The 25,717-nt window shown below is 63.1% G+C and carries 26 protein-coding genes; 9 read left to right on the forward strand and 17 right to left on the reverse strand.

Translation table 11 applies throughout. The features are described from left to right. Positions 1-12 precede the first annotated feature (12 nt). From NKJ57_RS10360 to NKJ57_RS10375, 4 genes are all read right to left on the reverse strand, one after another. Positions 13-825 (reverse strand): ABC transporter permease, encoded by an 813-nt coding sequence (locus NKJ57_RS10360; protein WP_352510621.1) that lies wholly within the window; start codon positions 823-825, stop codon positions 13-15. After that, positions 825-1,688: an ABC transporter permease gene (locus NKJ57_RS10365; RefSeq protein ID WP_352510622.1), complete on the reverse strand. Its 864-nt coding sequence runs from the start codon at positions 1,686-1,688 to the stop codon at positions 825-827. The genes NKJ57_RS10360 and NKJ57_RS10365 overlap by 1 nt, the downstream gene beginning before the upstream one ends. Before the next feature lie 61 nt (positions 1,689-1,749). Next, positions 1,750-2,913 (reverse strand): ABC transporter substrate-binding protein, encoded by a 1,164-nt coding sequence (locus NKJ57_RS10370; protein WP_023683578.1) that lies wholly within the window; start codon positions 2,911-2,913, stop codon positions 1,750-1,752. Continuing rightward, positions 2,894-4,030: an ABC transporter ATP-binding protein gene (locus tag NKJ57_RS10375; RefSeq protein ID WP_023700452.1), complete on the reverse strand. Its 1,137-nt coding sequence runs from the start codon at positions 4,028-4,030 to the stop codon at positions 2,894-2,896. Before NKJ57_RS10375 ends, NKJ57_RS10370 begins: the two co-directional genes overlap by 20 nt. Before the next feature lie 113 nt (positions 4,031-4,143). Between NKJ57_RS10375 and NKJ57_RS10380 the strand changes: the two genes are divergently transcribed. The 7 genes from NKJ57_RS10380 (at position 4,144) to NKJ57_RS10410 (ending at position 11,412) form a co-directional block, all read left to right on the forward strand. Beyond that, positions 4,144-4,953, forward strand: coding sequence for a helix-turn-helix transcriptional regulator (locus tag NKJ57_RS10380; protein WP_023742274.1), 810 nt, complete (start codon positions 4,144-4,146; stop codon positions 4,951-4,953). Between the two features lie 95 nt (positions 4,954-5,048). Next, positions 5,049-5,966 (forward strand): AraC family transcriptional regulator, encoded by a 918-nt coding sequence (locus NKJ57_RS10385; protein ID WP_352510623.1) that lies wholly within the window; start codon positions 5,049-5,051, stop codon positions 5,964-5,966. Between the two features lie 229 nt (positions 5,967-6,195). Then, positions 6,196-7,467, forward strand: coding sequence for an ABC transporter substrate-binding protein (locus tag NKJ57_RS10390; RefSeq protein ID WP_023693095.1), 1,272 nt, complete (start codon positions 6,196-6,198; stop codon positions 7,465-7,467). A 95-nt stretch (positions 7,468-7,562) separates the two neighbouring features. Next, a complete protein-coding gene (locus NKJ57_RS10395; protein WP_023707770.1) occupies positions 7,563-8,429 on the forward strand; it encodes a carbohydrate ABC transporter permease in 867 nt (288 codons plus the stop codon). An 11-nt stretch (positions 8,430-8,440) separates the two neighbouring features. Continuing rightward, positions 8,441-9,253, forward strand: a complete 813-nt coding sequence (locus NKJ57_RS10400) for a carbohydrate ABC transporter permease (protein ID WP_023671259.1) — start codon at positions 8,441-8,443, stop codon at positions 9,251-9,253. Between the two features lie 15 nt (positions 9,254-9,268). Further along, positions 9,269-10,315: an NAD(P)-dependent alcohol dehydrogenase gene (locus NKJ57_RS10405; RefSeq protein ID WP_352510624.1), complete on the forward strand. Its 1,047-nt coding sequence runs from the start codon at positions 9,269-9,271 to the stop codon at positions 10,313-10,315. A gap of 2 nt (positions 10,316-10,317) precedes the next feature. Continuing rightward, complete coding sequence (locus NKJ57_RS10410; RefSeq protein WP_023700457.1) at positions 10,318-11,412, forward strand: ABC transporter ATP-binding protein; 1,095 nt, start codon at positions 10,318-10,320, stop codon at positions 11,410-11,412. Between the two features lie 55 nt (positions 11,413-11,467). Here the strand turns inward: NKJ57_RS10410 and NKJ57_RS10415 are convergent, their stop codons facing one another. From NKJ57_RS10415 to NKJ57_RS10460, 10 genes are all read right to left on the reverse strand, one after another. Continuing rightward, positions 11,468-13,054, reverse strand: a complete 1,587-nt coding sequence (locus NKJ57_RS10415) for an FGGY-family carbohydrate kinase (RefSeq protein WP_023823952.1) — start codon at positions 13,052-13,054, stop codon at positions 11,468-11,470. 134 nt (positions 13,055-13,188) lie between these two features. Then, a complete protein-coding gene (locus NKJ57_RS10420) occupies positions 13,189-13,848 on the reverse strand; it encodes an HAD family hydrolase (RefSeq protein ID WP_023689170.1) in 660 nt (219 codons plus the stop codon). An 11-nt stretch (positions 13,849-13,859) separates the two neighbouring features. Beyond that, positions 13,860-15,338 (reverse strand): mannitol dehydrogenase family protein, encoded by a 1,479-nt coding sequence (locus tag NKJ57_RS10425; protein WP_352510625.1) that lies wholly within the window; start codon positions 15,336-15,338, stop codon positions 13,860-13,862. Positions 15,339-15,384: 46 nt separating this feature from the next. Continuing rightward, positions 15,385-16,155 carry an L-iditol 2-dehydrogenase gene (locus tag NKJ57_RS10430; protein ID WP_023729778.1) on the reverse strand — a complete coding sequence of 257 codons (771 nt, stop codon included), beginning with the start codon at positions 16,153-16,155 and terminating at the stop codon, positions 15,385-15,387. Further along, on the reverse strand, positions 16,152-17,156 hold the full coding sequence (locus NKJ57_RS10435; RefSeq protein WP_023689168.1) for an ABC transporter ATP-binding protein: 1,005 nt from the start codon (positions 17,154-17,156) through the stop codon (positions 16,152-16,154). Before NKJ57_RS10435 ends, NKJ57_RS10430 begins: the two co-directional genes overlap by 4 nt. 50 nt (positions 17,157-17,206) lie before the next feature. Then, positions 17,207-18,031: a carbohydrate ABC transporter permease gene (locus NKJ57_RS10440; RefSeq protein WP_023671250.1), complete on the reverse strand. Its 825-nt coding sequence runs from the start codon at positions 18,029-18,031 to the stop codon at positions 17,207-17,209. A gap of 11 nt (positions 18,032-18,042) precedes the next feature. Then, complete coding sequence (locus tag NKJ57_RS10445) at positions 18,043-18,915, reverse strand: carbohydrate ABC transporter permease (RefSeq protein WP_023671249.1); 873 nt, start codon at positions 18,913-18,915, stop codon at positions 18,043-18,045. A gap of 122 nt (positions 18,916-19,037) precedes the next feature. Continuing rightward, entirely contained in the window at positions 19,038-20,348 is a 1,311-nt protein-coding gene (locus NKJ57_RS10450) for an ABC transporter substrate-binding protein (RefSeq protein WP_023746514.1), read from the reverse strand. A gap of 242 nt (positions 20,349-20,590) precedes the next feature. Beyond that, the gene (locus NKJ57_RS10455) at positions 20,591-20,821 is read right to left on the reverse strand and encodes a hypothetical protein (protein ID WP_023746513.1); all 231 of its coding nucleotides are present in this window, start codon (positions 20,819-20,821) and stop codon (positions 20,591-20,593) included. Positions 20,822-21,043: 222 nt separating this feature from the next. Beyond that, positions 21,044-21,952, reverse strand: a complete 909-nt coding sequence (locus NKJ57_RS10460; RefSeq protein ID WP_023671245.1) for a LysR substrate-binding domain-containing protein — start codon at positions 21,950-21,952, stop codon at positions 21,044-21,046. 110 nt (positions 21,953-22,062) lie between these two features. Here NKJ57_RS10460 and NKJ57_RS10465 point away from each other — a divergent pair, with 110 nt between their 5' ends. Next, entirely contained in the window at positions 22,063-22,248 is a 186-nt protein-coding gene (locus NKJ57_RS10465; RefSeq protein ID WP_023746512.1) for a hypothetical protein, read from the forward strand. Positions 22,249-22,285: 37 nt separating this feature from the next. On the opposite strand, the gene NKJ57_RS10470 is transcribed toward NKJ57_RS10465, so the two are convergent. Further along, on the reverse strand, positions 22,286-23,245 hold the full coding sequence (locus NKJ57_RS10470; RefSeq protein ID WP_023689163.1) for a sugar-binding transcriptional regulator: 960 nt from the start codon (positions 23,243-23,245) through the stop codon (positions 22,286-22,288). A gap of 219 nt (positions 23,246-23,464) precedes the next feature. On the opposite strand from NKJ57_RS10470, the gene NKJ57_RS10475 reads away from it, so the two are divergent. Next, entirely contained in the window at positions 23,465-24,097 is a 633-nt protein-coding gene (locus tag NKJ57_RS10475; protein WP_023671242.1) for an HAD family hydrolase, read from the forward strand. Between the two features lie 81 nt (positions 24,098-24,178). Here the strand turns inward: NKJ57_RS10475 and NKJ57_RS10480 are convergent, their stop codons facing one another. Next, positions 24,179-24,946 (reverse strand): class II aldolase and adducin N-terminal domain-containing protein, encoded by a 768-nt coding sequence (locus NKJ57_RS10480; protein ID WP_023671241.1) that lies wholly within the window; start codon positions 24,944-24,946, stop codon positions 24,179-24,181. Positions 24,947-25,073: 127 nt separating this feature from the next. Continuing rightward, a complete protein-coding gene (gene ureG, locus NKJ57_RS10485; protein ID WP_023671240.1) occupies positions 25,074-25,706 on the reverse strand; it encodes an urease accessory protein UreG in 633 nt (210 codons plus the stop codon). Positions 25,707-25,717 lie beyond the last annotated feature (11 nt).

Here is a 25,717-nt window from a genome sequence, read left to right on the forward strand (position 1 = left end):
TGGATGGCTTGTTCAGTTTGACGGCTGGCGCTGGCGCAGCTGCCATTGGGCAAGCACCACCAGAAGAACCGAGGCGACGAGCACGATGGTGGCGATGGCGTTGATTTCCGGCGTCACGCCGCGCCGGATCGAGGCGAAGACATAGATCGGCAGCGTCGTCTGCGCGCCGGCGACGAAGAAGGCGACGATGAAATCGTCGAAGGAGAAGGTGAAGGCGAGCAGGAAGCCGGCGATCACCGCCGGCATGATCTGCGGCAGCACGATCGAGCGAAACGTCGTCAGCGGCGTGGCGTAGAGATCGCTCGAGGCCTCGACCAGGTTGCGGTCGAGGCTGGCGAGACGCGTGCCGACGATTATCGTCACCAACGCCATCGAAAACAGGCCGTGGGCGGCGATGATCGATCCATAGCCGAGCGACAGGCGCGGCGGCTGGTCGTTTGGCCAGATCGAGGCGAGGAACGGGTTGAGCACGCCAAACAGCTGGACCAGCGCGACAAGCGTCGAGATGCCGATGACGACGCCGGGAACGACGATCGCGGCACCCATCAGCGCGTCGAAGACGGCGCGGGTTCTGGGCCCGACCCGCGCCAGGCCGAGCGCTGCTGCCGTGCCGCACACCGCCGCCAGAAGCGCGCTGGTGGTGGCGATGAACAGGCTGTTCTTCAGCGCCTCGACCAGGAACGGGTTCGACAGCGCCGTGCCGTACCACTGCACCGAAAAGCCGGTGAACTCGCTGGCATGGCGGCCGGCGTTGAAGGAGAACAGCACGACCAGCGCGATCGGCAGATAGAGAAAGGCGAAGACGGCGGTGACGAAGGCGCGCATCAGATCAGATCCACCCTGCGGGCGCCCGACACCCGTGTCGAGATACGGTTTGCCGCGATCAGCACCACCACCGAAACCGCCACCAGAGTGATGGCGATGGCCGATCCGAACGGCCAGTTGCGCGACTGCAGGAACAGGTCGACCAGCGCATTGCCTATGAAGAACACCTTGCCGCCGCCAAGCAGCGTCGGGATCAGGTATTCGCCAAGCAGCAGGATCATGACCAGTGAGAAGCCGGTCATGACGCCCGGCAGCGACAGCTTCAGCGTCACCCCCAGAAAGGTTGAGAGCGGGGTCGCGCCGAGATCGGCGGAGGCTTCCAGCAGCCTTCGGTCGAGCCGCTCGAGACTGACATAGATCGGCAGGATCATCAGCGGCAGATAGCCATAGACGATGCCGAGCAGCACGGCGCCCGGCGTGTTGATCAGCCTGACATCCTCGATGCCGACAAAGGCCAGCAGCGCGGGAATGCCGCGTCCGCCCAGAATGTACATCCAGGCATAGGTGCGCATCAGCAGGCTGGTCCAGAACGGAATGACGACGAGCGCAAGCAGGATCAGCCGCCAGCGCTCCGGCGCCTTCAGGGCAAGGTAGTAGGCAACCGGGTAGGCGACGAGCAGACAGGCAAGCGCGCCCACCGGCGCCAGCATCATCGTGTTCCAGAAAGCAGTCGCCCGCGCCGGAAGATTGGCATACTGCGCCAGCGTGAAGGCGGCCTGATAGCCGCCCTCCGGCGCCCGCTCGCCGACGCTGAACACGGCAATGGCGATGAACGGCAGCACAAGGAACACCACCAGCCACGCCGTGGCCGGTGCGAGCAGCAGCGCCGTCGGAAAATTGTGCCGAAATCTGTTGCCGTGCATTGAACCGCCCCGAGGCCGGCGGACCTAGGCCCGCCGGTTTTCCGTTTGCGTCAGGTCGGCATCAGGCCGACTTGAAGCGCGCCATCAGCTCGGCGCGGCCGGGATCGGTCAGCGTCGCCGCCGCACCGAATTCCAGCGGTGTCAACAGGTCGGCCGCCGGGTAAAGGATCGGATTGTCGAGCACTTCCTTGGGCAGCAGTTTGTTGACCCGCGCGTCGGTCGAGGGCGCGCCATTGGCGAGATGCTCCTTCACAGCAACCTCCGGGGTCATCAGATAATTGAGCAAGGCATAGCCGGCCGGCTTGTTCGGCGCGTCCTTCGGGATGGCGTAGAAATCGGTCCAGATTTCGCCGCCCTCCTTGCCCAAGACATAGGCGATCTCTGGAATATCGCGATGCAGCTGTGCGCCATCATTCGTCCAGCACATGGTCATCCAGGCGTCGCCCGCCCGCATGCCCGGCTGGTAGTCCGAAGAGACCGCGAACAGATGCGGCTTGACCTTGAGCAGCAGTTCCTCGGCCTTGGCGAGTTCATCCTGCTTCAGCGAGTTGAAGGAATAGCCGTAATATTTCAGCGCGTTGCCGATGGTGGTCAGCTGGTAGTCATGCACCATGGTGCGGCCATCGCCCTCAGCCATGGCGACGTCCCAGAATTCCTTCCAGCTCGTCATCGGCTTGGCCAGCTTCTTGGTGTTGACGGCAAAGCCCGTGGTGCCCCAGTTCTTCGGCACCGCGTAGGTCGTGCCGTCGATCGTGCCTTCCGAGGTGAAGCGCGGGTCCTCCTGGGAGCCGTCGAAATTCGGCAGCTTGGCCATATCGAGCGGATCGATGATGCCGAGCTTCTTGTAGGTCGAGATCGTGTAGTTGGTCGGCACGAACAGGCTCCAGCCCGAGGCGCCGGCCTGCAGCTTGGCCAGCATCTCCTCATTGGAGCCGAACACGTTGACCTCGACGGCGACGCCGGTGTCCTTCTTGAAATTCTCGAAGGTCTGCGGGTCGTGATAGTTCGGCCAGGTGGCGATCGACATGCGGTCGCCGAGGTTTTCGGCGGCGAAGGCCGGCGTCGGCATGATGCCGAGCTCGCGCGCCATCACCGCGGTTGCGATGCCCAGGCCGGTGAGGCCGAGGAAATCGCGGCGCCCGATCGAGCCGCGCTTCAGGCGCATCAGCTGGTCGACGAAGTTCTCAGGGCTAATCGGCAGTCCGTCACGATATGATTTCGACATTTTTTGCTACCCTCTGGTTGGTCCCGTTGTTCTTGGTCTCCGGAAACGCCAGCGGCGTCCCGGAGGCAAAGCCGATGGCGACGGGTTCACCCGGCTTGAAGAGATTGCCATGGCCGATCACATGGTCGGCCTTGGCCAGCAGCGTTCCGATGCCCTGCACCTCGATGGCGTATTCCGCCGTCGAGCCCAGGAAGATCCGGTTGCGCACGATGCCCTTGAAAGGGCTGCCTTTGGTGGCGCCGAGGCTTAGCGATTCAGGACGCAGGCTGACCGAAACGGTCTCGCCCTGCTGCAAGGCGGTTCGTTTGCGCGCGGCAATGACGGTTCCGTCCGCCAGCGCCACATTGACAAGATCGCCTGTATGCCCGGCAACCTTGCCGCTCAACAGATTGGTCTTGCCGACGAAGTCGGCGACGAACAGGTCGGCCGGCTCGTCATAGATCTCGCTTGGTTGCCCGAGCTGTACGATGCGGCCGCCGTTCATGACGCAGACGAAGTCGCTCATCGACAGCGCCTCCTCCTGGTCGTGGGTGACCAGCACGAAGGTGATGCCGATCTCGCGCTGCAGGTTCTGCAGCTCGATCTGCATGTCGGTGCGCAGCTTTTTGTCGAGCGCTGCCAGCGGCTCGTCGAGCAACAGCACGGCCGGCTTGTTGACCAGTGCGCGCGCCAGCGCGACGCGCTGCTGCTGGCCGCCGGAGAGTTCGTGGATCTTGCGGCGGCCATAGCCGGCGAGCCGCACCATTTCGAGCGCCTCGCCGGCGCGCCGGCCGATTTCCTGCGACGACAGGCGCGGCCGTGCCTGGCGCAACCCGTAGGACACATTGGCTTCGACATCGAGATGCGGAAACAGCGCGTATTGCTGGAACACCATGTTGACCGGCCGACGATAGGGCGGCGTTCCGGCCATGTCCCGGCCACGGATGAACACCTGGCCTTCGCTCGGCTGCTCGAAGCCGCCGATCATGCGCAGGCATGTGGTCTTGCCGCAGCCGGACGGTCCGAGAAGGGCGACAAAGGCGGAGGGCGGCACAGCGAGATCGATGCCGCTGACGGCGGTCACAGCGCCATAGCGCTTGGTGACGCCGCGAAACTCGATGTCGGGCACTGCGGTCAAAGTGCTGGCTCCAGCAACAGGGCTATTCCAGGACGCTACCAGAGCCAATGGCGTCTAGTATATACCTCGCTGGTGGTATATCTGATCTATTTTCTCGTTTAAGGGGGTATAGATTGAGTGCGTCCCGCAGCGACGAATACAGCCGGCTCGCAGCCCTTGTCGCGGCGACACGGGAGACGAGCGGCGACCTGTTCGGCAAGGCAATGGTCGGCTGGTTGAGCCAGCATGTCGGCTTCGACCACTGCGTGATCTTCGGTTACCGCGGCGCCTCGCGACCGCCGCTGCTGTTCGAAACCTTCTCGCCGGCCGAGAGCCATGTCTTCGTCACGCTCTATCAGGAAGGACCTTATCTTCTCGACCCATTTCATCACGCGGCGGTGGAGCGCAAGGAGGGGTTCTGGCGCATGCGCGAACTGGCGCCCGACCGCTTCTATGCCAGCGAGTATTTTCGCACCTACTATAGCCAGACAAGGCTGGCCGAGGAGGTCGGCTTCTTCGTGCCGCTGCCCGGCAAGGATGCCCTGGTGCTGTCGCTGATGCGATTGCACGCCTCGGGTCCCTTCGGCACCGCCGATGCCAGGCTGCTGCGCGACATGGCGCCGGCGGTCATCAACTTCGCCCGGTTGCGCTGGCCCGCACTTTCGGCCGAGGAGCAGGACGAAGCGGAGCAGGGCGAGACGATCGCCGCCGTCAACGAGTTCGACCGCGCCCACATTTGGGAAAGCCTGTCGCTGACCCCGCGCGAAAAGCATGTGGTCGATCTGGTGCTGCAGGGGCATTCCACCGAGTCGATCGCAAGAGCCATGCGCATCGTGCCGGGAACGGTGAAGGTCCATCGCCGCAACATCCATCGCAAACTCGGCATCAAATCCCAGGCCGGGCTGTTCGCCCGCTTCATCGAGATCATCGAGAGCCGGCGTTGAACTCGCTGAGGCAGACATCGTTCACTTGCCGGCGACAGACTGCTACGGATTACCCGAAACCAGTCGCTTCCTCATACGCCCCAGAGAGCAGACGAATGGCATTCAGGCGCAGAAAGAACACGGCCGCGATCCCTCGCACGGTGCCGGCTTTCGAGCACATCGTCACCGAGGCGAGCGACAGTTTTCTGTGGCGGCTCGACGACTATCCCTGGGAGCGCAATGTCTGGAATTTCCATCCGGAATACGAAATCCATCTGCTGCGGAAGTCTTCCGGTGTCGTGCTGGTCGGCGACCACATCGGCGAGTTCGGGCCGGGCTACCTGACCATCGTCGGGGGCGGGCTGCCGCATGACTGGGTGACATCGGTGCAACCCGGCGAGCTGATCGAAGGACGCGACATCGTGCTGCAATTCGATCCGCAGCGGCTGCGCGGCTCGGCGGGACTGCTGCCGGAGCTGCGCGAACTGGAACCGTTCCTGGAGCGATCGCTGCGTGGCATCGTCTTCCATGGCCGCGCCGCGCTCGACGGCGCCGCGCTGATGGAACGGATGGGCATGGTGCACGGGCTCGCCCGGTTTTGCCTCTTCCTCGAACTGGTCGATCTGCTGGCCAGGACAGACGAATACGAGCTTTTGTCCTCGCCGGATTTCTCACCCGCGCTCGACGCAACCTCGCTGGACATCATCCAGCGCACGCTGACCTATCTCTTCCAGCATTTCGCCGAGGATCTGAAGCTGCCGGAGGCGGCGGAGCTGGCGGGGATGAGCGAAAGCACGTTTTCGCGCTTCTTCCAGAAAAACACCGGCAACAGTTTCAGCGACCACATCGCCAAGCTCCGGCTCTGGCAAGCCTGCAAGCTGCTGGCGGACACCGATATTCCGATCACCGACATCTGCTTCCAGGTCGGCTACATGAACATCTCCAACTTCAACCGCGCCTTCCTGCGCAAGCACCGGATGACGCCGTCATCCTACCGCAAGCTGTCGAAGCAGCGGATGACGATGCGCGCCTGAAAACCGGCCTTCCTCACTCCATCGGTACTCATGTGACAGAGGCCGTGCAGGCGGGCCGGATTTTGCAGCGCACAATGCATAAAAGTACAGGTCTGCTGCAACGGGGCTTCTAGCGCGGCCTTTAGCAACTCCTCATTTTGGCGATGGGTGGCTTGTCGCTCGGGCGATGGCGAGGATCGCGCAACCGAAGACTTCCGCTTCCTGCGACTGTTCCTGGAGGAGAAAATCAATGAAACCAATTCGGCTCGCTGCGAGCATAAGCGCAGCTTTCATGCTTACCACGACCCTCTCGACCATGGCGCTGGCGGCGCCGGTCTGCTCGGCGCCGGTCAAGGTGCTGGCGCAACCGCGTGACGGGCTGACGCTGCTGGAGGCGTCCAAGGACGAGTTCCAGAAACTGGCCGGCGCCAGCTTCCAGATCGACTATCTCAACGAGAACGACCGCCGGGCAAAGTCGCGCGCCGATGCGTCCACGGTCGGCAACTACAACGTCTACTATGTCGACGAAGCCAATGTCGCGCTGTTCGCCTCGTCGAAATGGATCGTGCCGCTCACCGACTATTACCCGGCTGACTACGACTACGCCGATTTCGACCCGGGCCGGCAGAAGGTCGCCACCTATGACGGCAAGGTGTGGTTCGCGCCGCTGACCGGCGGCGGCGACCTGATGGTCTACCGCAAGGACATTCTGGAAGCCGCCGGCATCCAGCCGCCGAAGACGCTGGACGAGTTGATCGCCGACGTGCCGAAGCTGACCGATCCCGACAAGGGCATGTACGGCATCGCGCTGCGCGGCGCGCGTGGCTCGGGCGCCAATGTCTGGCGCTGGATGCCGTTCTTCAAGGCCTATGGCGGAAAATGGTTCGACGGTGACAAGCCGGCTTTCAACTCCGAAGCCGCGGTCAAAGCGACCGAGACCTATCTTAAACTGTTCAAGGATTCAGCGCCCGGCACGCAGACCGGCAGCTGGGATGAATCGACCGGCGCCTTCCTGTCGGGCCAGGTTGCCATCTTGGTCGAATCGACGCCGCTGTCGGGCATGGCGGTCGACCCGAAGACCTCGCAAGTGGTCGGCAAGATCGGCTTCCTGCCGCCGCCCTCGCCACTGACCGGCGGCGGCTACGGCCACGGCCTCGCCATCGCCGCCAAGGCCAATGCCGATGACGCCGCGAAGCAATGCGCCGGCCTGTTCATCGCCTGGGCGACGTCGAAGGAGAACGAGAAGCGCCGGCTCGACGCGCACCAATTCGGCGAGCTCAACCGCACCAGCGTGCTGTCCAGCAAGGAGTTCGCCGACATTTACGGCGCCGATCTCGGCCAGGCGCTTGCCGATACCGGCAAGGTGACGGCGGTGAACTTCTGGCAGGATCCGCGCTGGCCGGATCTCGGCGACCGCTGGGGCATCATCCTGGAAGAGCTGGTCACCGGCACGCGCACCGACGTCAAGGGCGGCCTCGACGAACTCGAGGCCTACGCCAACGAGCTGGTGAAGAAGAAGTAATCCTCCCGCCCGCGGCGCGCGTCCACGGCATTCGACCGGATGCCGGGACTGTGCGCCGCGGGTCTCTCCAAAAAGGCACAGCCCGAGGATAGGCAATGCGCCGACGCTCTTCCCTGCCCGTGACGTTTCTGGTTCCGACGCTCGCTATTCTCCTGGTGCTGTCGATGGTGCCGACGCTCTACGCCATCGTCATTGCGCTGCAGAACCGCGAGCTCAGCTCGTCGGACTATTCCTGGGTCTGGCTGTCGAACTTCATCGACCTGTTCGCCGACCGGCGTTTCCTCAACGCGGTCTGGGTTTCGGTGAAGTGGGAAATCGTCACCGTGGTGGCAACGATGATGGTGGCGATCGGGCTCGGCGTGCTGATGTTCGAAGTGGCGTCGCCGCGGCTCCGCAACATCTACTGCCTGCTGTTCATCATCCCGGTGCTGTTGCCGCGCGTGTCGGCGGCTTTCGTGTGGAAGTTCGCTTATCATCCGCTCTACGGCATCGCCACCTACCCCTACCGGCTGATCACCGGCGGGCTGATCTTCGACCCGCTTTCGAAGCCAGCGACGGCCCTGTTTGCCGTCGCCTCGGTCGATGTGTGGCAGTGGGGACTGTTCTTTGCCGTCATCGTGCTGAAGCTTCTGGAGACCTTGCCGCCGCAGCCGATCGAAGCGGCGCGGCTCGACCACGCCAAACGCTGGCAGATCCATGCCTATGTGACCTTGCCTATGCTGAAGGCGCCGCTGATCAGCCTGATGTTCGTCAAGATGATCGAATCGCTGCGCTCCTTCGACCTGATTTATGTGATGACGCGCGGCGGGCCGGGCGTGGCGACCGAGACGCTCGACATGTACGCCTTCTCGCAAGGCTTCATCGAATCCGGCAAGGTGTCCTATGCCTCGGCCATGGCGGTGCTGATGATGATCGCGACTGTCATCACCTTCACCATGCTGTGGAAGCGGGTGCAGGCATGAGGCCGTATCGCATGAGACCGGGCCGCCTCATCGGCAAGATCATCCTGGCCTTCGCCGGCTTCATGGCGGTGTTTCCGCTCGCCTGGACGGCGGTCAATTCGCTGAAGAACAATGTCGACATCATCACCCGCGTGCCGCGCCTGGTGTTTACCCCGACCTTCGACAATATCAGCTACATCATCGGCCGCGACAGCGTCATGACCGGTCTCTATAACTCGGTCATTTCCTGCGGCGTCGCCGTGCTGATCGGCGTCATGCTCGGCCTTCCGGCAGCCTATGCGGTGGCGCGCTATCCCAATCGCTTCGCTGGCGACATCCAGTTCTTCGTGTTGTCGCTGCGCTTCCTGCCCCCGGTGGCAGTCGCCATTCCGCTGATGGTGATCTGGCTGCAGATCGGGCTCTACGACACCTTGCCGGCGCTGATCGTCACCTATTCGCTGCTCACCATCTCGGTGATCATGTGGCTCGCCATTCCCGCCTTCCAGGCCGTGCCGAAGGAAATCGAGGAAGCCGCTTTCGTCGACGGCTACGGCGCTTACTCGGTGTTCTGGCGCATTGCGCTGCCGGTAGCGGCGCGCTCGCTGATCGGCGCCGTCGCCTTCAGCTTCGTGCTGGTGTGGAACGAATTCCTGATCGCGCTGATGCTGTCCAGTTCCAACGCCAAGACATTGCCGATCGTCGCTTCCGAACTTTCACAGCAAGGCATGAACGTGCCGTGGGGAATCCTCAACGCCTCGGTCGTGCTGTTGTCGCTACCGCCGCTGCTGTTCCTCGGCGTGCTCAGCGGCTTCCTGAATTCCGTTTTCCGGCAAAAAAAGACTTGATGCGAGGACTTACCGATGCGGGCACTGGTGCTTGAGAAAAAAGGCGAACTGTCGTTGCGCGAGATCGCGCTGCCGCTCGAGGTCGGACCGGGCGATGTCAAGATCGCCATCCACACGGTCGGCGTCTGCGGCAGCGACGTGCACTATTACACCCATGGCGCCATCGGCAGCTATGTCGTGCGGGCTCCGATGGTGCTCGGCCACGAAGCCGCGGGAACGATCGTCGAGATCGGCGCCAATGTCGGCACGCTGAAGGTCGGCGACCGCGTCTGCATGGAGCCGGGCGTGCCGAACCTGTCGTCGCGCGCGACGAGGCTCGGCATCTACAATGTCGACCCTGACGTCTCCTTCTGGGCGACGCCGCCTGTGCATGGCGTGCTGGCGCCCTATGCCGTGCACCCGGCCGCCTTCACCTACAGATTGCCGGACAATGTCACCTTCGCCGAAGGCGCGATGGTCGAACCCTTTGCCATCGGCATGCAGGCGGCGAGCCGCGCCCGCATCGTGCCTGGCGACGTCGCCGTCGTCGTCGGCTGCGGCCCGATCGGCATCATGATCGCGCTGGCGGCGCTGGCCGGCGGCTGCTCGAAGGTGCTGATCTCCGATTTTTCCGCACCCAAGCTCAAGATTGCCGCGCAATATCCCGGCATCGTGCCGGTCAATATAGGTGAGCAATCGCTGGTCGACGCAGTCTCCGCCGCGACCGACAATTGGGGCGCGGATATCGTGTTCGAGGCGAGCGGCAGCCCGAAGGCATTCTCCGACCTGTTCGATGTCGTGCGGCCGGGCGGCGCGGTGGTGCTGGTCGGACTGCCGGTCGAACCGGTCAGCCTCAACGTTCCGGCGGCGATCTCCAAGGAAGTGCGCATCGAGACGGTGTTCCGTTACGCCAACATCTTCGACCGCGCGCTGCAGCTGATCGCCTCGGGGAAGGTCGACCTCAAGCCGCTGATCACCGGCACTTATGATTTCTCGGACAGCATCGAGGCCTTCGAGCGGGCGGCGCAAGGCAAGCCGCAAGACGTCAAGCTGCAAATCCTTCTTACCGGCGAGAAGGGCTGACCATGTCCGCGATCGTTTGCTCCCATGTCGACAAGGCTTACGGCGCCACTACCGTCATCCGAGACCTCAATCTCTCGATCGAGGAGCACGAATTCGTCGTATTCCTCGGCCCGTCCGGCTGCGGCAAGTCGACCTTGCTCAGGATGCTGGCCGGACTGGAGGATATCAGCGGCGGGGAAGTGTCGATCGGCGGCAAAGTGGTCAACGATCTCGAGCCCGGCGAGCGCGGCATTGCCATGGTTTTCCAGAACTATGCGCTCTACCCGCATATGACGATCTTCGACAATATCGCCTTTGGGCTCAAGCGACAGAAAGTGCCCCCGGCCGAGATCCGGAAGCGGGTCGAGGCGGTGGCAACGACGCTCGGCCTCGAACCTTACCTCGCCCGCAAGCCGACCGAACTTTCCGGCGGCCAGCAGCAGCGCGTGGCGATTGCGCGCGCCATGATCAAGACGCCGAAAGTGTTCCTGTTCGACGAGCCGCTGTCGAATCTCGACGCCAAACTTCGCAACCATATGCGGGTCGAAATCGCCCGCCTGCACCAGTCGCTGAAGACCACTACCGTCTATGTCACCCACGACCAGCTCGAAGCGATGACGCTGGCCGACCGGATAGTGCTGCTCAGGGATGGCGTCATCGAACAGATCGGCTCGCCGGCCGAGATCTATCGCCAGCCGGGCAATCTGTTCGTCGCCGGCTTCATCGGTACGCCGAACATGAATTTCATCGACGTGGCCGTCGGGCGGAAGGACGAACGCTGGACGCTGACAGGCGGCGGCTCGACCTTCTTCATAGAAGGCCTGGGCTTCGATCTGCGCGGCGTCCATCGCGCCGTGCTTGGAATCCGACCGCCGGACCTGAAGACCGCCGGTGCTCAGAGCATCAATCTTCTGCAAGGCACCGCCGACCTCATCGAGTTCCACGGCAATGACGCGCTGGTGACGTTCGCCTGCGGCGGCAAGGAGGTCGGCGCGTTGGTATCGGCCCGCGAATGCCCGGCGTTGCGCGCGCCTGTGCGCTACACATTCGAGGAGGAGAGCGTGCATCTGTTCGACGCGGCAACGGGCGCATCCTTGCGCAGGCGAGAGGAGGCCTAGATTTGGTACGCAATTCCGGACGGAAAAACCGTTTCACGCTTTTCCTGGAATTGCTCTAGTTGATGGCGTCGAGCGCCTGCCGCTGGCGGTGCATTTCGAGGAAGATCCTGTAGTCGCGGTCGAAGCGGCCTGACGCGGTCGGGTTCGAGGTGCGCGCCCTGCCGCCTTGCTGCATGGCGACGCAGGCGGCATTCAGGTCCGGGAACAGGCCAGCGGCAGTGGCGGCGACCATGCCGGTGCCGAGCAGAACGGCTTCGTCGGCCAGCGGCTCGATCACCGCGCAGCCGGTGGCGTCGGCATAGAGCTCCATCAGCAACGGGTTCTTGGTGTGGCCGCCGGTGACATGCAGCGTGTCTATGAGATAGCCGTTCTCGTTCAGCGCCTCCAGCACATGGCGCACGCCGAGCGCGATGCCGACGGCGGTGCGCCAATACAGCTTGCACAGACTGTCGAAGGAGGAATCCAGCGTCAGCCCGCTGACCACACCGACCGCATGCGGATCGGCAAGCGGCGAGCGGTTGCCATGGAAATCCGGCAGCACATGCAGCCTTGCCGCCAGCTTGTCACCTTCGGTGCTGCGCAGTTCGGCGACGCGCCTGGCGATCTTGGCATGCATGGCCGCATCCGGCTCGCCGCCGGCGCCATGCCAGCGGATGATGTGGTCGAGCAAAGCCCCGGTAGCCGACTGGCCGCCTTCCGACAGCCAGAGCTTTGGCAGTGCGGCGCCATAGTATGGACCCCAGACGCCGGCGAAAGGCTGCGGATCGGGCGACATGGCCATGACGCAGGACGAGGTGCCGGCGATCAATGCCAGATGGCGGCCGATATTCTGCTCGTCGCCAGCAAAGCCGCCGAGCACGCCAAGCGCGCCGGCATAGGCATCGATGACGCCGGCGCCGACCCGACAGTTTTCGCTCAAGCCCAACTCCGCCGCCGCTTCAGGGGTGAGCGTGCCGATGTCTGCGCCGACAGCACTTGCCTTCTCCGGCAGGCTGCCGTGTTCGAACAGATCGCCAAGCCCGACCCTGTCGAAGAAGTCACGGCGCCAGCCGGTTTCCTCATGCGCCAGATAGGTCCATTTGGCGGTCAGCGTGCATTGCGAGCGCGCCAGCGAACCGGTCGCCTTCCAGGTCAGGAAATCGGTGAGGTCGAATAGGTAGCCGGCCTCATGCCAAGTTCCCGGCAGATTGCGCTTCAGCCACATCAGCTTCGGCGTCGCCATTTCCGGCGACATGACGCCACCGATATAGTCGAGTACGGCGTGGCCGCTATCGGTGCATTCATCTGCCTCGGCGATGGCGCGATGGTCGAGCCAGACGATGGTGTCCCAGCGCCGTTCGCCCGTCACCGAGACGCTGAGCTGGCCGGCATTCCTGTCCAGCACCACCAGCGAGCAGGTGGCGTCGAACGACATGCCGACAATATCGTCGGCTGACACACCGGCCTTTTCGCGCGCGGCACGCACCGCGATGCAGACCGCCGACCAGATATCCTGCGAATTGTGCTCGGCGTGATCGGCCTTCGGCTGGTTCATGACGATCGGATGCTCGGCGCGGCCGAGCAAGGTGCCTGACGTATCGAGAATGCCCGCGCGGGCGCTCCCGGTGCCGACATCGACCGCGCAAACGAAGCTCTTCGTCAAGATGCTTTTACTCTCGCTCCCTAGAGCCGTATGATTTCAGGTCTGTTCGACCTGAAATCTGAATCCGTCTCTAAATCAAAGAAGTAGAGCATGATGTCGTCCGAAAACCGCTTCACACTTTTCGGCATCATGCTCTAGCCTGCAATCAGATCGGGCAATTGCAGCATGTCCGCGAATATAAAGTCCGGTTCACTCGACGCAAGCCGCGCTTTCAAGGCCGGGTTGCCGGCGTGCGAACCGCCGGTGAAAGCAAAGACGCGCATGCCGGCCGCACGCGCCGCCGCGATGCCGGCAGGGCTGTCCTCGATTACGATGCAATTACCGGGATGCGCGCCCATGGCGGCGGCGGCATGGAGAAAAAGATCCGGCGCCGGCTTGCCGCGCGCGACCATGGCGGCGCTGAACAGATGCGGCTCGAGCAGGCCGAGCAGACCGGTGACGTCGAGCGCGTAGCGTATCCGGTCGAGCGTGCCGGAGGACGCGACGCAGCAGGGCACGCCTAGCCTCGGCAGGATGTCGCTGATGCCGGGAATCGGCTTCAGCTCCTCGCGGAATTTGCGCATCAGTTCGACGCGCATGTCGGTAAGATGCACGTCGGTGATGTCGATGGTGAAATCGCGAAGAAGTATCTCGCGCACGCTCTTCATGCTCTTGCCGAGGAAATGCTCGTAGGCGGCATCCTCGCTGACCGAGCCCCCGGCGGCAGAGATCATGCCGAGCAGAGCCGAAACCGACAGCGCCTCGCTGTCGACCAGCACGCCGTCACAGTCGAAGATGACCAGTTCGGGCGTCATTGCGGCTGGCGTCAGAGCTTGCCGGAGATATAGCGCGTCAGCGTCGCGCGCGTGCCATTCGCCCACAAGACGTTGAGCGCATGGGCAAAGGCCTCGGCGAACGGCGCCGAGCGGCCGACGTGGCCATATATATCTTCCATCGCAAGCCAGGCACCGGGCTTGTCCTTCGCCGCCTTCGCGCTTGCCTGCAGCCGGTCCCAGCTCGGGTCGTTGGCCTCGATGACCGCGCCGCTGTCTGTGGTGCCGAAACAATAGCGGCACCACAGCGCCGACTCGAGCGCCAGACCCGCGACTCCTTTGCCGGCCTTCAGCCGGTCGGCAATGGTCGGGATGATGAATTTCGGCTGCCGGTTGGAACCGTCGAGGCAAAGCCGACGGATGGTGTCGCCGATCTTGGGGTTGGAAAAGCGGTGCTCGATGAGCTGGTAATAATCCTCCAGCACGGTGTCCGGCACCGGCGGCACGGTCGGGATGATCTCGTCATGCTCGAGCTTGGCGAGGAAGCCGCGCACCAGCGGCTCCTGCATCGCCTCATGGACGAAATGGATGTCCATCAACCCTGCGGGATAAGCGATCGTGGCATGACCGCCATTGAGGATGCGGATCTTCATCAGCTCATAGGGCGCGACATCCCTCACGAATTGCACACCGACCTTTTCCAGCGGCGGGCGGCCGTCGGTGAAATGATCCTCCAGCACCCATTGCCTGAACGGCTCGCAGAACACCGGCCAGTTGTCCTCGAGGCCGAACTCCGAGGCGAGAATACCGCGCTCGCGGTCGGAGGTGGCGGGGGTGATGCGGTCGACCATGCCGTTGGGAAAGGCGACATTGTCGCTGACCCAGTTTGCCAGATCCTCGTCGATCAGCCGGGCGAGGCCGATGACGCCATCCGAGGTGACATGGCCATTGTGAGGGATGTTGTCGCAGGACATGACGGTGAACGGCACGATGCCGTCGGCCCGGCGGCGCATCAGGCCCGCAAGGATGAGGCCGAACACCGTCTTCGGCGTCGTGCCTGCCTGTGCGTCGGCGACGATGTCGGGGTGGGTCGGGTTGAACTTGCCGGAGGCCGGATCGATGAAATAACCGCCTTCCGTGATGGTCAGCGAGACGATCTTGATCGCCGGATCGGCGAGCTGGTCGATGATGGCATCGGCATCGCCGGGCGTCAGGAAGTCGATCATGGCGCCGGTGACGCGGGCGCTCATATGGTCGAAATCCTGCTCGACCACGGTGGTCAGCCAGTCCTGCTCCTGCAGCTTGGAACGGCCGATTTTTTCGCCCTCGAAGACCCCGGCGCCGACCAGCGCCCAGTCATGGCCGATGCCTGCATTGAAGAGATCGTCGAGGTAGACCGCCTGATGCGAGCGATGGAAATTGCCGACGCCGAAATGCACGATACCGGGTTTGAGCGCAGCGCGGTCGTATTTCGGACCGGCGACCTTGGCGGGGAGTTCCGAGAGGATCGAGGAGGAGAGTTTCACGGTCATTTTTCTACCCTTTTGGCCGGGCTCCGGCCTGCGTGATCCCGGCCCATCAACTCATCCATTGGCCGCCATCGACATTGTAGGTCTGGGCGACAATGTATTCGGCGTCGTCGCTGGCCAGGAACACCGCCATGCCGGTCAGGTCCTCCGGCTTGCCCATGCGGCCATAGGGCACGCCCTCGCCGACCAGCCGCTTCTTCTCGCCCTTCGGCCGGTTCTCATATTTGGCAAACAGCGCATCGACCTCATCCCACATATCGCTGTCGACGACGCCGGGCGCGATGCCATTGACGTTGATGCGGTGCTTGATCAGGTCGAGCCCGGCGGACTGGGTCAGCGAAATCACCGCGGCCTTGGTGGCGCAATAGACGGCGACCAGCGGCTCGCCGCGCCGTCCTGCCTGGCTGGCGATGTTGATGATCTTGCCGCCCTTGCCCCTTGCGATCATCGAACGCGCCGCTGCCTGCAGCATGAACAAAGTGCCGGCGACGTTGACAGAGAACAATTTGTCATAGCTCGCTTCGGTGATCTCGACGATCGGCGCCAGGTCGAACAAGGCAGCATTGTTGATCAGTATGTCGAGGCCGCCGGTCTTTGTTTCGACCGCCTTGACCGCCGCCTGGATCGAAGCAAGGTCGCTGACGTCGAGCCTGACCGGATAGGCGTTGGCGCCAATCTCGGCGGCCGTCTTTTCGGCAGCCGCCAGATTGATGTCGGCAATGGCCACCGTGGCACCCTCGCGCGTATAGGCTTCGGCAAAAGCCCTGCCGATGCCGCGCGCGGATCCGGTGATCAGCGCCGATTTGCCTTTCAGTCTCACTGCGTCAGCGCCTTTCCGTCGGGGCCGAAGCGATGCATGCGGACCTTGTCCGGCGTCAAATAGATGGTGTCGCCATGGCGTACGGCCAGTTCGCCATCGGCGCGTACCGTCAGCGGACCGACGCCGTCGGCCTGGACATGCAGGAAGGTGTCGGAGCCCAGATGCTCGGCGACGCCGACAAGGGCTTTCCAGTCACCCGCCGTGGTCGATATCCCCATATGCTCGGGACGGATGCCGATGGTCTTGGCGTTGTATTTGGCCGCCGGCGCACCTTCGATCAGGTTCATTTTCGGCGAACCGATGAAGCCCGCCACGAACAGGTTCTTCGGCGACTTGTAGAGTTCCATCGGCGAGCCGACCTGTTCGATGTTGCCGGCGTTGAGCACGACGATCTTGTCGGCCATGGTCATGGCTTCGATCTGGTCGTGGGTGACGTAGACCATCGTCGTCTTGAGCTGATGGTGCAGCTCGCTGATTTCGAGCCGCATGGTGCCGCGCAGTGCGGCATCGAGGTTGGACAGCGGCTCGTCGAACAGGAATGCCGAGGGCTGGCGCACGATGGCGCGGCCGATGGCGACGCGTTGCCGCTGGCCGCCGGAGAGCTGGCCGGGCCGGCGTTCGAGATAGTTGGTGAGGTTGAGGACCCGGGCTGCGTCCTTCACCTTCTTGTCGATCGTCGCCACATCCTCGCCCGCCATCTTCAGCGGGAAGCCGATGTTCTTGGCCACCGTCATATGCGGATAGAGCGCATAGGACTGGAATACCATGGCCAGCTTGCGCTTGGCCGGCGCCTCACCGGTGACGTCACGGCCATCGATGTTGATGGTGCCCCCGCTGGTGTCCTCGAGCCCGGCGATGAGGCGCAGCAACGTGGACTTGCCGCAACCCGACGGCCCGACGAAGACGACGAACTCGCCATTCTCGATGACCAGGTCGAGGCCTGGAATGATGACCGTCGATCCGAAATGCTTGGAGACGTTCTTGAGCGTGATGTTTCCCATGGTTTCCTCCCCGAGGGGTTATTTGGCCGGATTGCTTCAGGCAACGTCCGTTATTTTACCGCGCCGAATGTCAGGCCGCGCACCAGCTGCTTCTGGCTGAACCAGCCCATGATCAGGATGGGGGCGATGGCCAGCGTCGAGGCCGCCGAAAGCTTGGCCCAGAACAGGCCTTGCGGGCTTGAGAACGAACTGATGAAGGCCGTCAGCGGCGCCGCCTCGGTGGTGGTCAGGCGGATGGTCCAGAACGCTTCGTTCCACGCCAGGATGATGTTGAGCAGCATGGTCGATGCGATGCCCGGCACGGCCATGGGGGTCAGCACATAGACGATCTCGCCCCACAGGGTGGCGCCGTCCATGCGTGCCGCCTCCAGGATTTCGCCGGGGATTTCGCGGAAGTAGGTGTAGAGCATCCAGATCACGATCGGCAGGTTGATCAGCATCAGCATGATCATCAGGCCGATGCGGCTGTCGAGCAGTCCGGCATCGCGGAAGATGAGGTAGATCGGGAACAGCACGGCAACCGCCGGCATCATCTTGGTCGAGAGCATCCACATCAGGATGTCCTTGGTCCACTTGCCCGGCGAGAAGGCCATCGACCAGGCGGCCGGAACCGCGACGATCAGGGCCAGGATGGTCGAGCCGACCGAGAGCAGCACCGAGTTGAAGAAGAACTTGAAGTAGCCGCTCTGCGCCTGGACCTCGGTATAGCTCTCGAACGTCCCCGACGGGATCAGCGCGAAGCCCTGGATGGCCTCCTGCTCCGACTTGAACGAGGTGATGATCGTGTAGAGGATCGGGAAGAAGATCAGCAGCGCGACGATCCAGGCGGCGCCTGTCGCAATGACCTTGTGTTGGGTGGTGACTGCACGTGCCATCGTATCCTCCCTTACTTGTCCAGGTTCTTGCCGACCGCGCGCATGGCGAAGAAGGCGACGATGTTGGCGAGAATGACGGCGATGACACCGCCGGCCGATGCCTGGCCGATTTTGAACTCCAGCAATGCCTTCTGGTAGACGAGGAAGGGCAGGTTGGTGGAGGCATAGCCGGGTCCGCCATTGGTGGTGACCAGGATTTCGGCATAGACCGACAGCAGGAAGATGGTCTGGATCAGGATGACGACGGTGATGGCGCGCGACATGTGCGGCAGCGTCAGATAGATGAAGCGGCTGACGAAGCCGGCGCCGTCCATCTCGGCGGCTTCCTTCTGCTCGCCGTCGAGCGACTGCAGGGCGGTCAAAAGGATCAGCGTTGCGAAGGGCAGCCATTGCCAGGCGACGATGATGATGATGGCCAGCATCGGGTGCTGCCCGAACCAGTCGATTGGCTGGGCGCCGAAGAAGCGCGCAATGTCGGCAAAGACGCCGTATTGCGGGTGCATGATCATGTTCTTCCAGACAAGTGCAGCCACCGGCGGCATGACGAAGAACGGAGAGATGACGAGGATGCGGACGATCCCCTGTCCCCACATCGGCTGATCGATCAACAGCGCCAGCATGATGCCTCCGATGACGGTGATCAGCAGCACGCTGCCCACCAGGACCAGCGTGTTGAGGATCGACTGCAGGAATGCCGGGTTGGAATAGAACAGCGAGTAATTCGAGAACCAGACAAACCCGTCGCGGATCGGATTGAGCGGATTGTACTGCTGGAAGGAGAACCAGATCGTGAGTGCCAGCGGCACGATCATCCAGACGAACAGCAGCACCACGGATGGCGCCAACATAAAGCGGGCAAGCGAACGGGTCTGCTGAGTAGCCATGACGGTCACCCTTCACTAGTCGGACTGAATTTTCACAGCGGGGAAAAAGCGGCCGCCCGAACTGGGACTCGGGCGGCCATCGCCGGTCAGGAGGCGACCGGCGTTCGGCACCGGGAGGAGCCTTACTTGATATAACCGCCTTCGGTCATGGTCGCCGTGGCGGCGTCCTGCGCCTGCTTGAGCGCGTCGTCTACGCTGGTCTGGCCGGCGAGCGCCGCCGAGAACAGCTGGCCAACGGTTGTGCCGAGGCCCTGGAACTCAGGAATGGCGACGAACTGCACACCGACATAGGGCACCGGCTTGACCGTCGGATGCGCCGGATCGGCGGCATTGATCGAGTCCAGCGTCATCTTGGCGAACGGGGCCGCCTTCTGGTACTCGGGATTGGCGTAGAGCGAGGAACGCGTTCCCGGAGGAACGTTGGCCCAGCCTTCCTTGGAAGCGACCAGTTCGGCATAGTGCTTGCTGGTTGCCCATGAGACGAACTTCTGGGCGGATTCCGCCTTCTGCGTGCCTGCGGGGATCGCCAGCGACCAGGCCCAGAGCCAGTTGGCGCGCTTGCCGAGGCCATTGTCCGGCGCCAAAGCATAACCGACCTTGTCGGCCACCTTCGAGGCCTTCGGATCCGAGACGAAGGACGCCGCCACGGTGGCGTCGATCCACATGCCGCACTTGCCTTGCTGGAACAGAGCCAGATTCTCGTTGAAGCCGTTGGACGAAGCGCCTTCCGGACCGTCGGCCTTCATCAGGTCGACATAGAACTGCAGTGTGTTCTTCCATTCCGGTTGGTCGAACTGCGGCTTCCAGTTCTCGTCGAACCAGCGGGCGCCAAACGAGTTGGACATGGCCGTCAGGAACGCCGTGTTCTCGCCCCAGCCGGCCTTGCCGCGCAGGCATACGCCGTTCACGCCATTGGCGCGGTCGGTCATCTTGTCGGCGGCCTGCTTGATGAAGTCCCACGTCGGGGCATCGGGCATGGTCAGCCCGGCCTTCTCGATCAGGTCCTTGCGGTACATGACGAAGGAGCTTTCGCCGTAGAAGGGCGCGGCATAGAGCTTGCCGTCGACCGAGAGGCCGCCGGCGATGGCCGGGATGATGTCCTTGGCGTCATAGTCGTCGCCGAGCTTGTCGAGCGGCAACAGCCAGCTCTGCTTGGCCCAGATCGGAACCTCGTAGGTGCCGATCGTCATCACGTCATACTGGCCGCCCTTGGTTGCGATGTCGGTGGTGACGCGCTCGCGCAGCACGTTCTCTTCGAGCGTGACCCAGTTCAGCTGGATGTCGGGGTTCGCCTTGGTGAAGTCGTCCGTCAGCTTTTGCATGCGGACCATGTCGCCATTGTTGACCGTGGCGATGGTGATGGATTCGGCGTGTGCGGCAAAAGCGAAAGCGCTGGCCGACAACAAGCCCAGGGTGAGCGTGCGCAGTTTCATCAAATTCCTCCCATGAACCAAGATGAGCATTTGCCTTGGTAATGGGCAATTACTCACTTGGCATAAATTATGTCAAGCCAGATTCGATGCTGCAGCGCAGCACGCAAGGCGGAGCGCGGCGTTGCGCGCGTAGAGGATATTGAATGGATGTGGGAAGCTGTTTGCACGGGATGTGAGAGCGGGTTGATGCCGACCCATCGCAACCCAATCATGGCGCCAAGGGAGCGATAGGGCCCAGCCCGTCAGCCGTGGGACGGGTAGCTTCCGACGGAATATTCGAAAACCCTGCCGTCGCGTATTTGCTTGGCTCTGGTCAGCACTTCCGTCACCTGGATCCAGCTGGGCTCGTCTTTGCGCAGCCTAACTTCCCGGCCGATTGCCTTCACGGCAGCTTGAAACGGCGTAAATGCTTCGATCACCTGCGTCGTGCGCACGGTGTTGTTTTCGATTTCTTCGACGCGATAGACTTTCATCAGCCGGCTGATCGACCCTGTTTCAATCTGCGACGATTGATCCTGCTCAATTGGGTCGTCACAAGCACAAGCCTATGCCGGGCGAGTGATATCGACAGCGTTTTTGTCAAGCTTGGTTAACCGGGTGGCCCGATCGCAGCTGTTTGTCCGCGAAAGCGAGCATTCGTCGCGGATCCATGGCTCGCTTTGCATCTCGGAAATCAATCCGCGAGTCGCTCGCCCTCAGGCGCAGGCGATCTCGGCCAGGATCCAGTCCCGGAAGGCTTTTATCTTCGGCACGTTGCGACGCGCCGTCGGGTAGACCAGCCAATAGGCGTGGCCGTCGTCGCCGACCAGGTCGAAGGGCTGGATCAGGCGGCCGGCGGCGAGCTCGGTCTTGAACAATGCGGTGGTCAGGATCGCCACACCATGGCCGGCGATGGCCGCGTTCGCCTCATAGGCCTGCGCGCCCATGCTGGTGCCGGTGCGCCTGGCAAGTTCGTCCGCCGGGACGCCGGCAAGGGCGAACCATTCCCGCCACCAGATGTCGCCGGGATCGAGAATGGGCAGCTTGAACAGGTCGGCGGGTTCGTGGACGCCACCTATGGTGGCAGCGAGTGCCGGGCTCAGCACCGGGGTGAAATCGGCCTTGAACAAAAGATGGGTCTCCACTCCAGGCCACTTGCCGCTGCCGGAGCGGATAGCGATGTCCATGTCCTCGCGGGCAAAATCGATCACCCTGTTCGAGGTATCGACGCGCACCGCCAGCGACGGATGCGCGACCTGGAAGGAGCCGAGGTGCTGCGCCAGCCAGTTCGAGGCAAAGGTCAGCAGCGTCGAGACGCACAGCACACCATCGGCGCCCCCACGCGCGGCGGAATAGGCGCTTGAGAGCAGGCTGAACGCCTCGCTGACGGCGGGCGCCAGGCGCTGGCCGGGTTCCGTCAGCACAATCTGGCGCGGCTGGCGCAGGAACAGCGGCGAACCGATGCGCTCTTCCAGAAGCTTGATCTGGTAGCTGGCGGCGGCCTGCGTCATGCCGAGTTCCTGCGCGGCCTTGGTGAAGGAGAGATGCCGCGCGACGGCTTCGAACACCCTGATGGCCTGCAGCGGCGGCAACTGGGCGAGCTGTGGTGCCTTGAGATCGGGCATAAGCCCTCCTTATGGGTCGTGATCGACGTTTGATTGGCGGCAAGAGGCAATCAGGCCGATATCTGGTGTCAACGATCAATCAAGTTCAAGCATAGCGGAGGCTGAAGATCATGACCACGGTACAGCAAAAACTCCATTCCACCCCGGCGCAGAGCTGGTTTTCCCTGCTGGCGCATGAATTTTCCCTGCTTGTGCACCGCCGGCGCGGCTACGTCGACGTCCGGGAGCTGTCGCCGCATTTGCAGCGCGACATGGGCTTCCTCGACGGCAACGACCCTTCAGGGCGCTGCAAATAACGTGTTGGATTTTATCGATGGGCTGCTTAATTGGTAGTCAGGCACCGTCGAGCAGGGCCGTGGCGGTCCGCTCGTCGGTGATGAGGCCATTGACCAGCCGGCGGTTCACCGCGGCCAGGATGCCCGGCAACTTACGCTCGCCCATGGCGAGCGCAATGACCAGCGACTTTTCGCGTGACGGCAAGGCTGCCGACGATACCCGGTCGTTGGTGATGCCCTCGATCATGCGGCCTTCCCGATCGAACACCCAGCCGACGATCTCGGCGACGCCGCCAGCCTTTTGCAACGCCTTCAACTCGCTTTCCGAGATAAAACCGTCCTCGTAGAGCGGCGCCTTCGGGCCGAGATCGCCGATGCCGACAAAGGTCACGTCGGCTTCCGCGGCCAGCGCCAGCGTCGGTTGGATCATCGGCTGGGCAAGCAGCATCTCGCGCTCTTCCGGCGACGAGGCGATGACCGGCAGCGGCATCGGGAACGAGCGCGCCTTGACCCGGTCGGCCATGGTGAAGATGACGTTGTAGAAGGCGGCCGAACCGTCGGGCGAGATGTTGCCGGTCAAGGACACAACCTTGTGCTGCGAGCATTCCATCGGCGGCAATTGCTCGATCGCCGCCTTCAGCGTGCGGCCGGTGCCGATGGCCAAGACGATGGGCGTCGGTGACCGCAGCCGCCGCTCGATCTCGGCCGCAGCCGCCTCGGCAATGCCGATCGTGGTCGAGGATGAGGTTGGATCGCTCGGCACCACTTCGACGAGGTCGAGCGCGAAGCGTGACTTCAGTCTAGCTGCGAGATCAAGGCAATTGGCGATCGGGTGATCGACGCGAACCTTGATCAGCCCCTCCGACACCGCCAGCGACACCAGCCGCTGCGCCGTCTGCCGGGAAATGCCGAGCGTGGCGGCGATCTGGTCCTGGGTGTTGCCGGCAACATAATAAAGCCAGCCGGCGCGCGCTGCCTCGTCCAGCCTGCTGCTGCCGCCGTCTTGCCGCGAATTCAAAATGTGCCTCCAGCCCTGCCCCTTTGCCCGCCCTTGGGCGAAGCGTCATAGTCTTGCAGGGAATGTGTCGGCGCGCAATTGTCTATCGGCAGGGCAATTGCTTGCTGCTTCGATCCGGCCGCCGCGCGGCAACCAACCAAGCGAAAATCGCCAGCGGACGGGCTCGGCGGTTTATCTCCTGATACAAACGCTTTAAGGGGATCGGCAAAGGAGCCTCGCATGACGCCGAAAGCGGTTTTCTGGGATATGGACGGCACGCTGGTCGACAGCGAGCCGCTGCATGAGGCGGCCTTGGTGGCGGCGCTGCGCAGCGTCGGTATTACGCCGCCGGCCGACCTGCATGAGCGGGTGCTGGGCGTCGCCGCCGCACCGGTCTACGAGATGCTGCGCAGCGAGTTCGGCCTCGACCTGCCCTTCGACGACTGGATCGTGCGCAAATACGATCACTACATGCCGATGGCCGAGACGCTGAAGCCGCGCCCCGGCGCGATCGAAGTGTTCAACGAATTGCGCGCGCTCGGCGTGCAGCAGGCGGTGGTGTCCAATTCCGACCGGGTGATCGTCGATGCAAATCTGAGCGCCGTCGGCCTGATCTATCCCGGCATGCGCACGATCAGCCGAAACGACGTGCGCGAAGGCAAGCCGCATCCCGAACCGTTCCTGCGCGCCGCATGGCTGGCCGGCGTCGATCCTTCAGACGCGGTGGCCGTCGACGACAGCGTTACCGGCGCCACATCAGGCCTGGCCGCGGGGATGCGGACGATCTTCTGGCCGGAAGCGCCGATGGCAGGACCGAAGGGCGCTGTCGTGATCAACAGTGCGGAAGAGTTGCGGGCTCAGTTGGGACTCTGAGTGAGCCTATGAACGTCGGCGCTGCCCCTCATCCCCCTGCCGGGACCTTCTCCCCGTGAACGGGGAGAAGGGTGAACTCATTCAGCTCCGGTACACCGGCTCTTCCTCGTCGAGGATCGCCTTCAGCTCGGCAAGGTGACGCTCTGCCTGGCCGGGATAGTCGTCCATCTCGCTGGCGGCCTTTTCGGCAATGGCATCGGACAGCGTGCGCAGCGGACGGCCGGTCCACAGCGCCTTGATGTAGGTTTCGGCGGCGCGCTCGAAATAGAACATGCGGTTGAAGGCGTCGGCGACGGTGTCGCCGATGACCATGACGCCGTGATTGCCCATCACCATCACTTTGACCTTCGGGTCGGTGAGCAGTTGCGAGCAGCGCTCGCCTTCTTCCTCGAAGGCCAGCCCGCCATAATGGGCATCGACGACGTGGCGGTTGAAGAACATGGCCGAGTTCTGATCGATCGGCGGCAGGGTCGAGTCGGCCAGCGATGCCAGCACGGTGGCGTGGATGGAATGCACATGCATGGCGCAGCGCGCATGCGGCACGTTGCGGTGAATGGCGCCGTGCAGACCCCAGGCGGTCGGGTCGGGCGCATTCGGGCCGGACAATGTCTCGGGATCATTGGCGTCGATCAGCAAAAGGTCGCTCGCCTTGATGCGCGAGAAATGCACCTGGTTGGGGTTCATCAGGAATTTGCTGCCGTCCTCGTTGACCGACAGCGAAAAGTGATTGGCCACGGCTTCATGCATGTTGAGCCGCGCCGTCCAGCGGAAGGCGGCGGCCAGATCGACGCGCTCCTCATAGTAGGGCAGGTTGGTCAGCGTTTCCTTTTGCAGGCGGGCGATGCTCATCCGAAAAACCTCCGTTTTTAAGAGAATGCCGCGCTCAGCCGTGGCCAGCAACCGCAAACTGGTGGGTCAGGCTGTCTTCGCATTGTCCGTTGTCCCAAAACCGCCACGCACTTTTGGGCGACATGCATTACGCCGCCGAGCGAGCCGACTGCAGCCCGCCATGTTCGACGATGAAGTCGATGACTTCCTGCAGTCCCTTGCCGCGCGACAGGTCGGTGAAGCCGAACGGGCGCTTGCCCCGCATTCGGGCGGCGTCGCTCTCCATGACATCGAGGTTGACGTTCACATAGGGCGCCAGATCGCTCTTGTTGATGACCAGGAAATCGGAACGGGTGATCGCCGGCCCGCCCTTCCTGGGGATTTCCTCGCCCTGGCAAACCGAGATGACATAGAGGGTCAGGTCGGCAAGGTCGGGCGAGAAGGTGGCGGCAAGATTGTCGCCGCCGGATTCGATGAAGACGATGTCGAGATCGGGGAATTTCCTGTTCAGTCCGGCGATCGCCTGCAAATTGATCGAGGCGTCCTCACGGATGGCGGTGTGCGGGCAGCCGCCGGTCTCCACGCCGACGATGCGGTCCTCAGGCAGCGCCTGCAGGCGGGCCAGCATCATGGCGTCTTCCTTGGTGTAGATGTCGTTGGTGACGACGGCGATGGAGAAATCGTCGCGCAGCGCCTTGCAGAGCTTTTCGGTGAGCGTCGTCTTGCCGGAGCCGACGGGACCGCCGATGCCGATACGCAGGGGACCGTTTGCCTGAGTCATACCGAAAACTC

Origin of the sequence: Mesorhizobium sp. M0077, assembly GCF_040322955.1 — a bacterium.
In the GTDB taxonomy this organism is placed as follows: Bacteria; Pseudomonadota; Alphaproteobacteria; order Rhizobiales; family Rhizobiaceae; genus Mesorhizobium.

Coding starts and splice junctions, on each gene's coding strand:
- NKJ57_RS10360 (WP_352510621.1), bottom strand. CDS start 825: ATGCGCGCCTTCGTCACCGCCGTCTTCGCCTTTCTCTATCTGCCGATC.
- NKJ57_RS10365 (WP_352510622.1), bottom strand. CDS start 1,688: ATGCACGGCAACAGATTTCGGCACAATTTTCCGACGGCGCTGCTGCTC.
- NKJ57_RS10370 (WP_023683578.1), bottom strand. CDS start 2,913: ATGTCGAAATCATATCGTGACGGACTGCCGATTAGCCCTGAGAACTTC.
- NKJ57_RS10385 (WP_352510623.1), top strand. CDS start 5,049: ATGGCATTCAGGCGCAGAAAGAACACGGCCGCGATCCCTCGCACGGTG.
- NKJ57_RS10390 (WP_023693095.1), top strand. CDS start 6,196: ATGAAACCAATTCGGCTCGCTGCGAGCATAAGCGCAGCTTTCATGCTT.
- NKJ57_RS10395 (WP_023707770.1), top strand. CDS start 7,563: ATGCGCCGACGCTCTTCCCTGCCCGTGACGTTTCTGGTTCCGACGCTC.
- NKJ57_RS10400 (WP_023671259.1), top strand. CDS start 8,441: ATGAGACCGGGCCGCCTCATCGGCAAGATCATCCTGGCCTTCGCCGGC.
- NKJ57_RS10405 (WP_352510624.1), top strand. CDS start 9,269: ATGCGGGCACTGGTGCTTGAGAAAAAAGGCGAACTGTCGTTGCGCGAG.
- NKJ57_RS10410 (WP_023700457.1), top strand. CDS start 10,318: ATGTCCGCGATCGTTTGCTCCCATGTCGACAAGGCTTACGGCGCCACT.
- NKJ57_RS10420 (WP_023689170.1), bottom strand. CDS start 13,848: ATGACGCCCGAACTGGTCATCTTCGACTGTGACGGCGTGCTGGTCGAC.
- NKJ57_RS10425 (WP_352510625.1), bottom strand. CDS start 15,338: ATGACCGTGAAACTCTCCTCCTCGATCCTCTCGGAACTCCCCGCCAAG.
- NKJ57_RS10435 (WP_023689168.1), bottom strand. CDS start 17,156: ATGGGAAACATCACGCTCAAGAACGTCTCCAAGCATTTCGGATCGACG.
- NKJ57_RS10440 (WP_023671250.1), bottom strand. CDS start 18,031: ATGGCACGTGCAGTCACCACCCAACACAAGGTCATTGCGACAGGCGCC.
- NKJ57_RS10445 (WP_023671249.1), bottom strand. CDS start 18,915: ATGGCTACTCAGCAGACCCGTTCGCTTGCCCGCTTTATGTTGGCGCCA.
- NKJ57_RS10450 (WP_023746514.1), bottom strand. CDS start 20,348: ATGAAACTGCGCACGCTCACCCTGGGCTTGTTGTCGGCCAGCGCTTTC.
- NKJ57_RS10455 (WP_023746513.1), bottom strand. CDS start 20,821: ATGAAAGTCTATCGCGTCGAAGAAATCGAAAACAACACCGTGCGCACG.
- NKJ57_RS10460 (WP_023671245.1), bottom strand. CDS start 21,952: ATGCCCGATCTCAAGGCACCACAGCTCGCCCAGTTGCCGCCGCTGCAG.
- NKJ57_RS10465 (WP_023746512.1), top strand. CDS start 22,063: ATGACCACGGTACAGCAAAAACTCCATTCCACCCCGGCGCAGAGCTGG.
- NKJ57_RS10475 (WP_023671242.1), top strand. CDS start 23,465: ATGACGCCGAAAGCGGTTTTCTGGGATATGGACGGCACGCTGGTCGAC.
- NKJ57_RS10480 (WP_023671241.1), bottom strand. CDS start 24,946: ATGAGCATCGCCCGCCTGCAAAAGGAAACGCTGACCAACCTGCCCTAC.
- ureG (WP_023671240.1), bottom strand. CDS start 25,706: ATGACTCAGGCAAACGGTCCCCTGCGTATCGGCATCGGCGGTCCCGTC.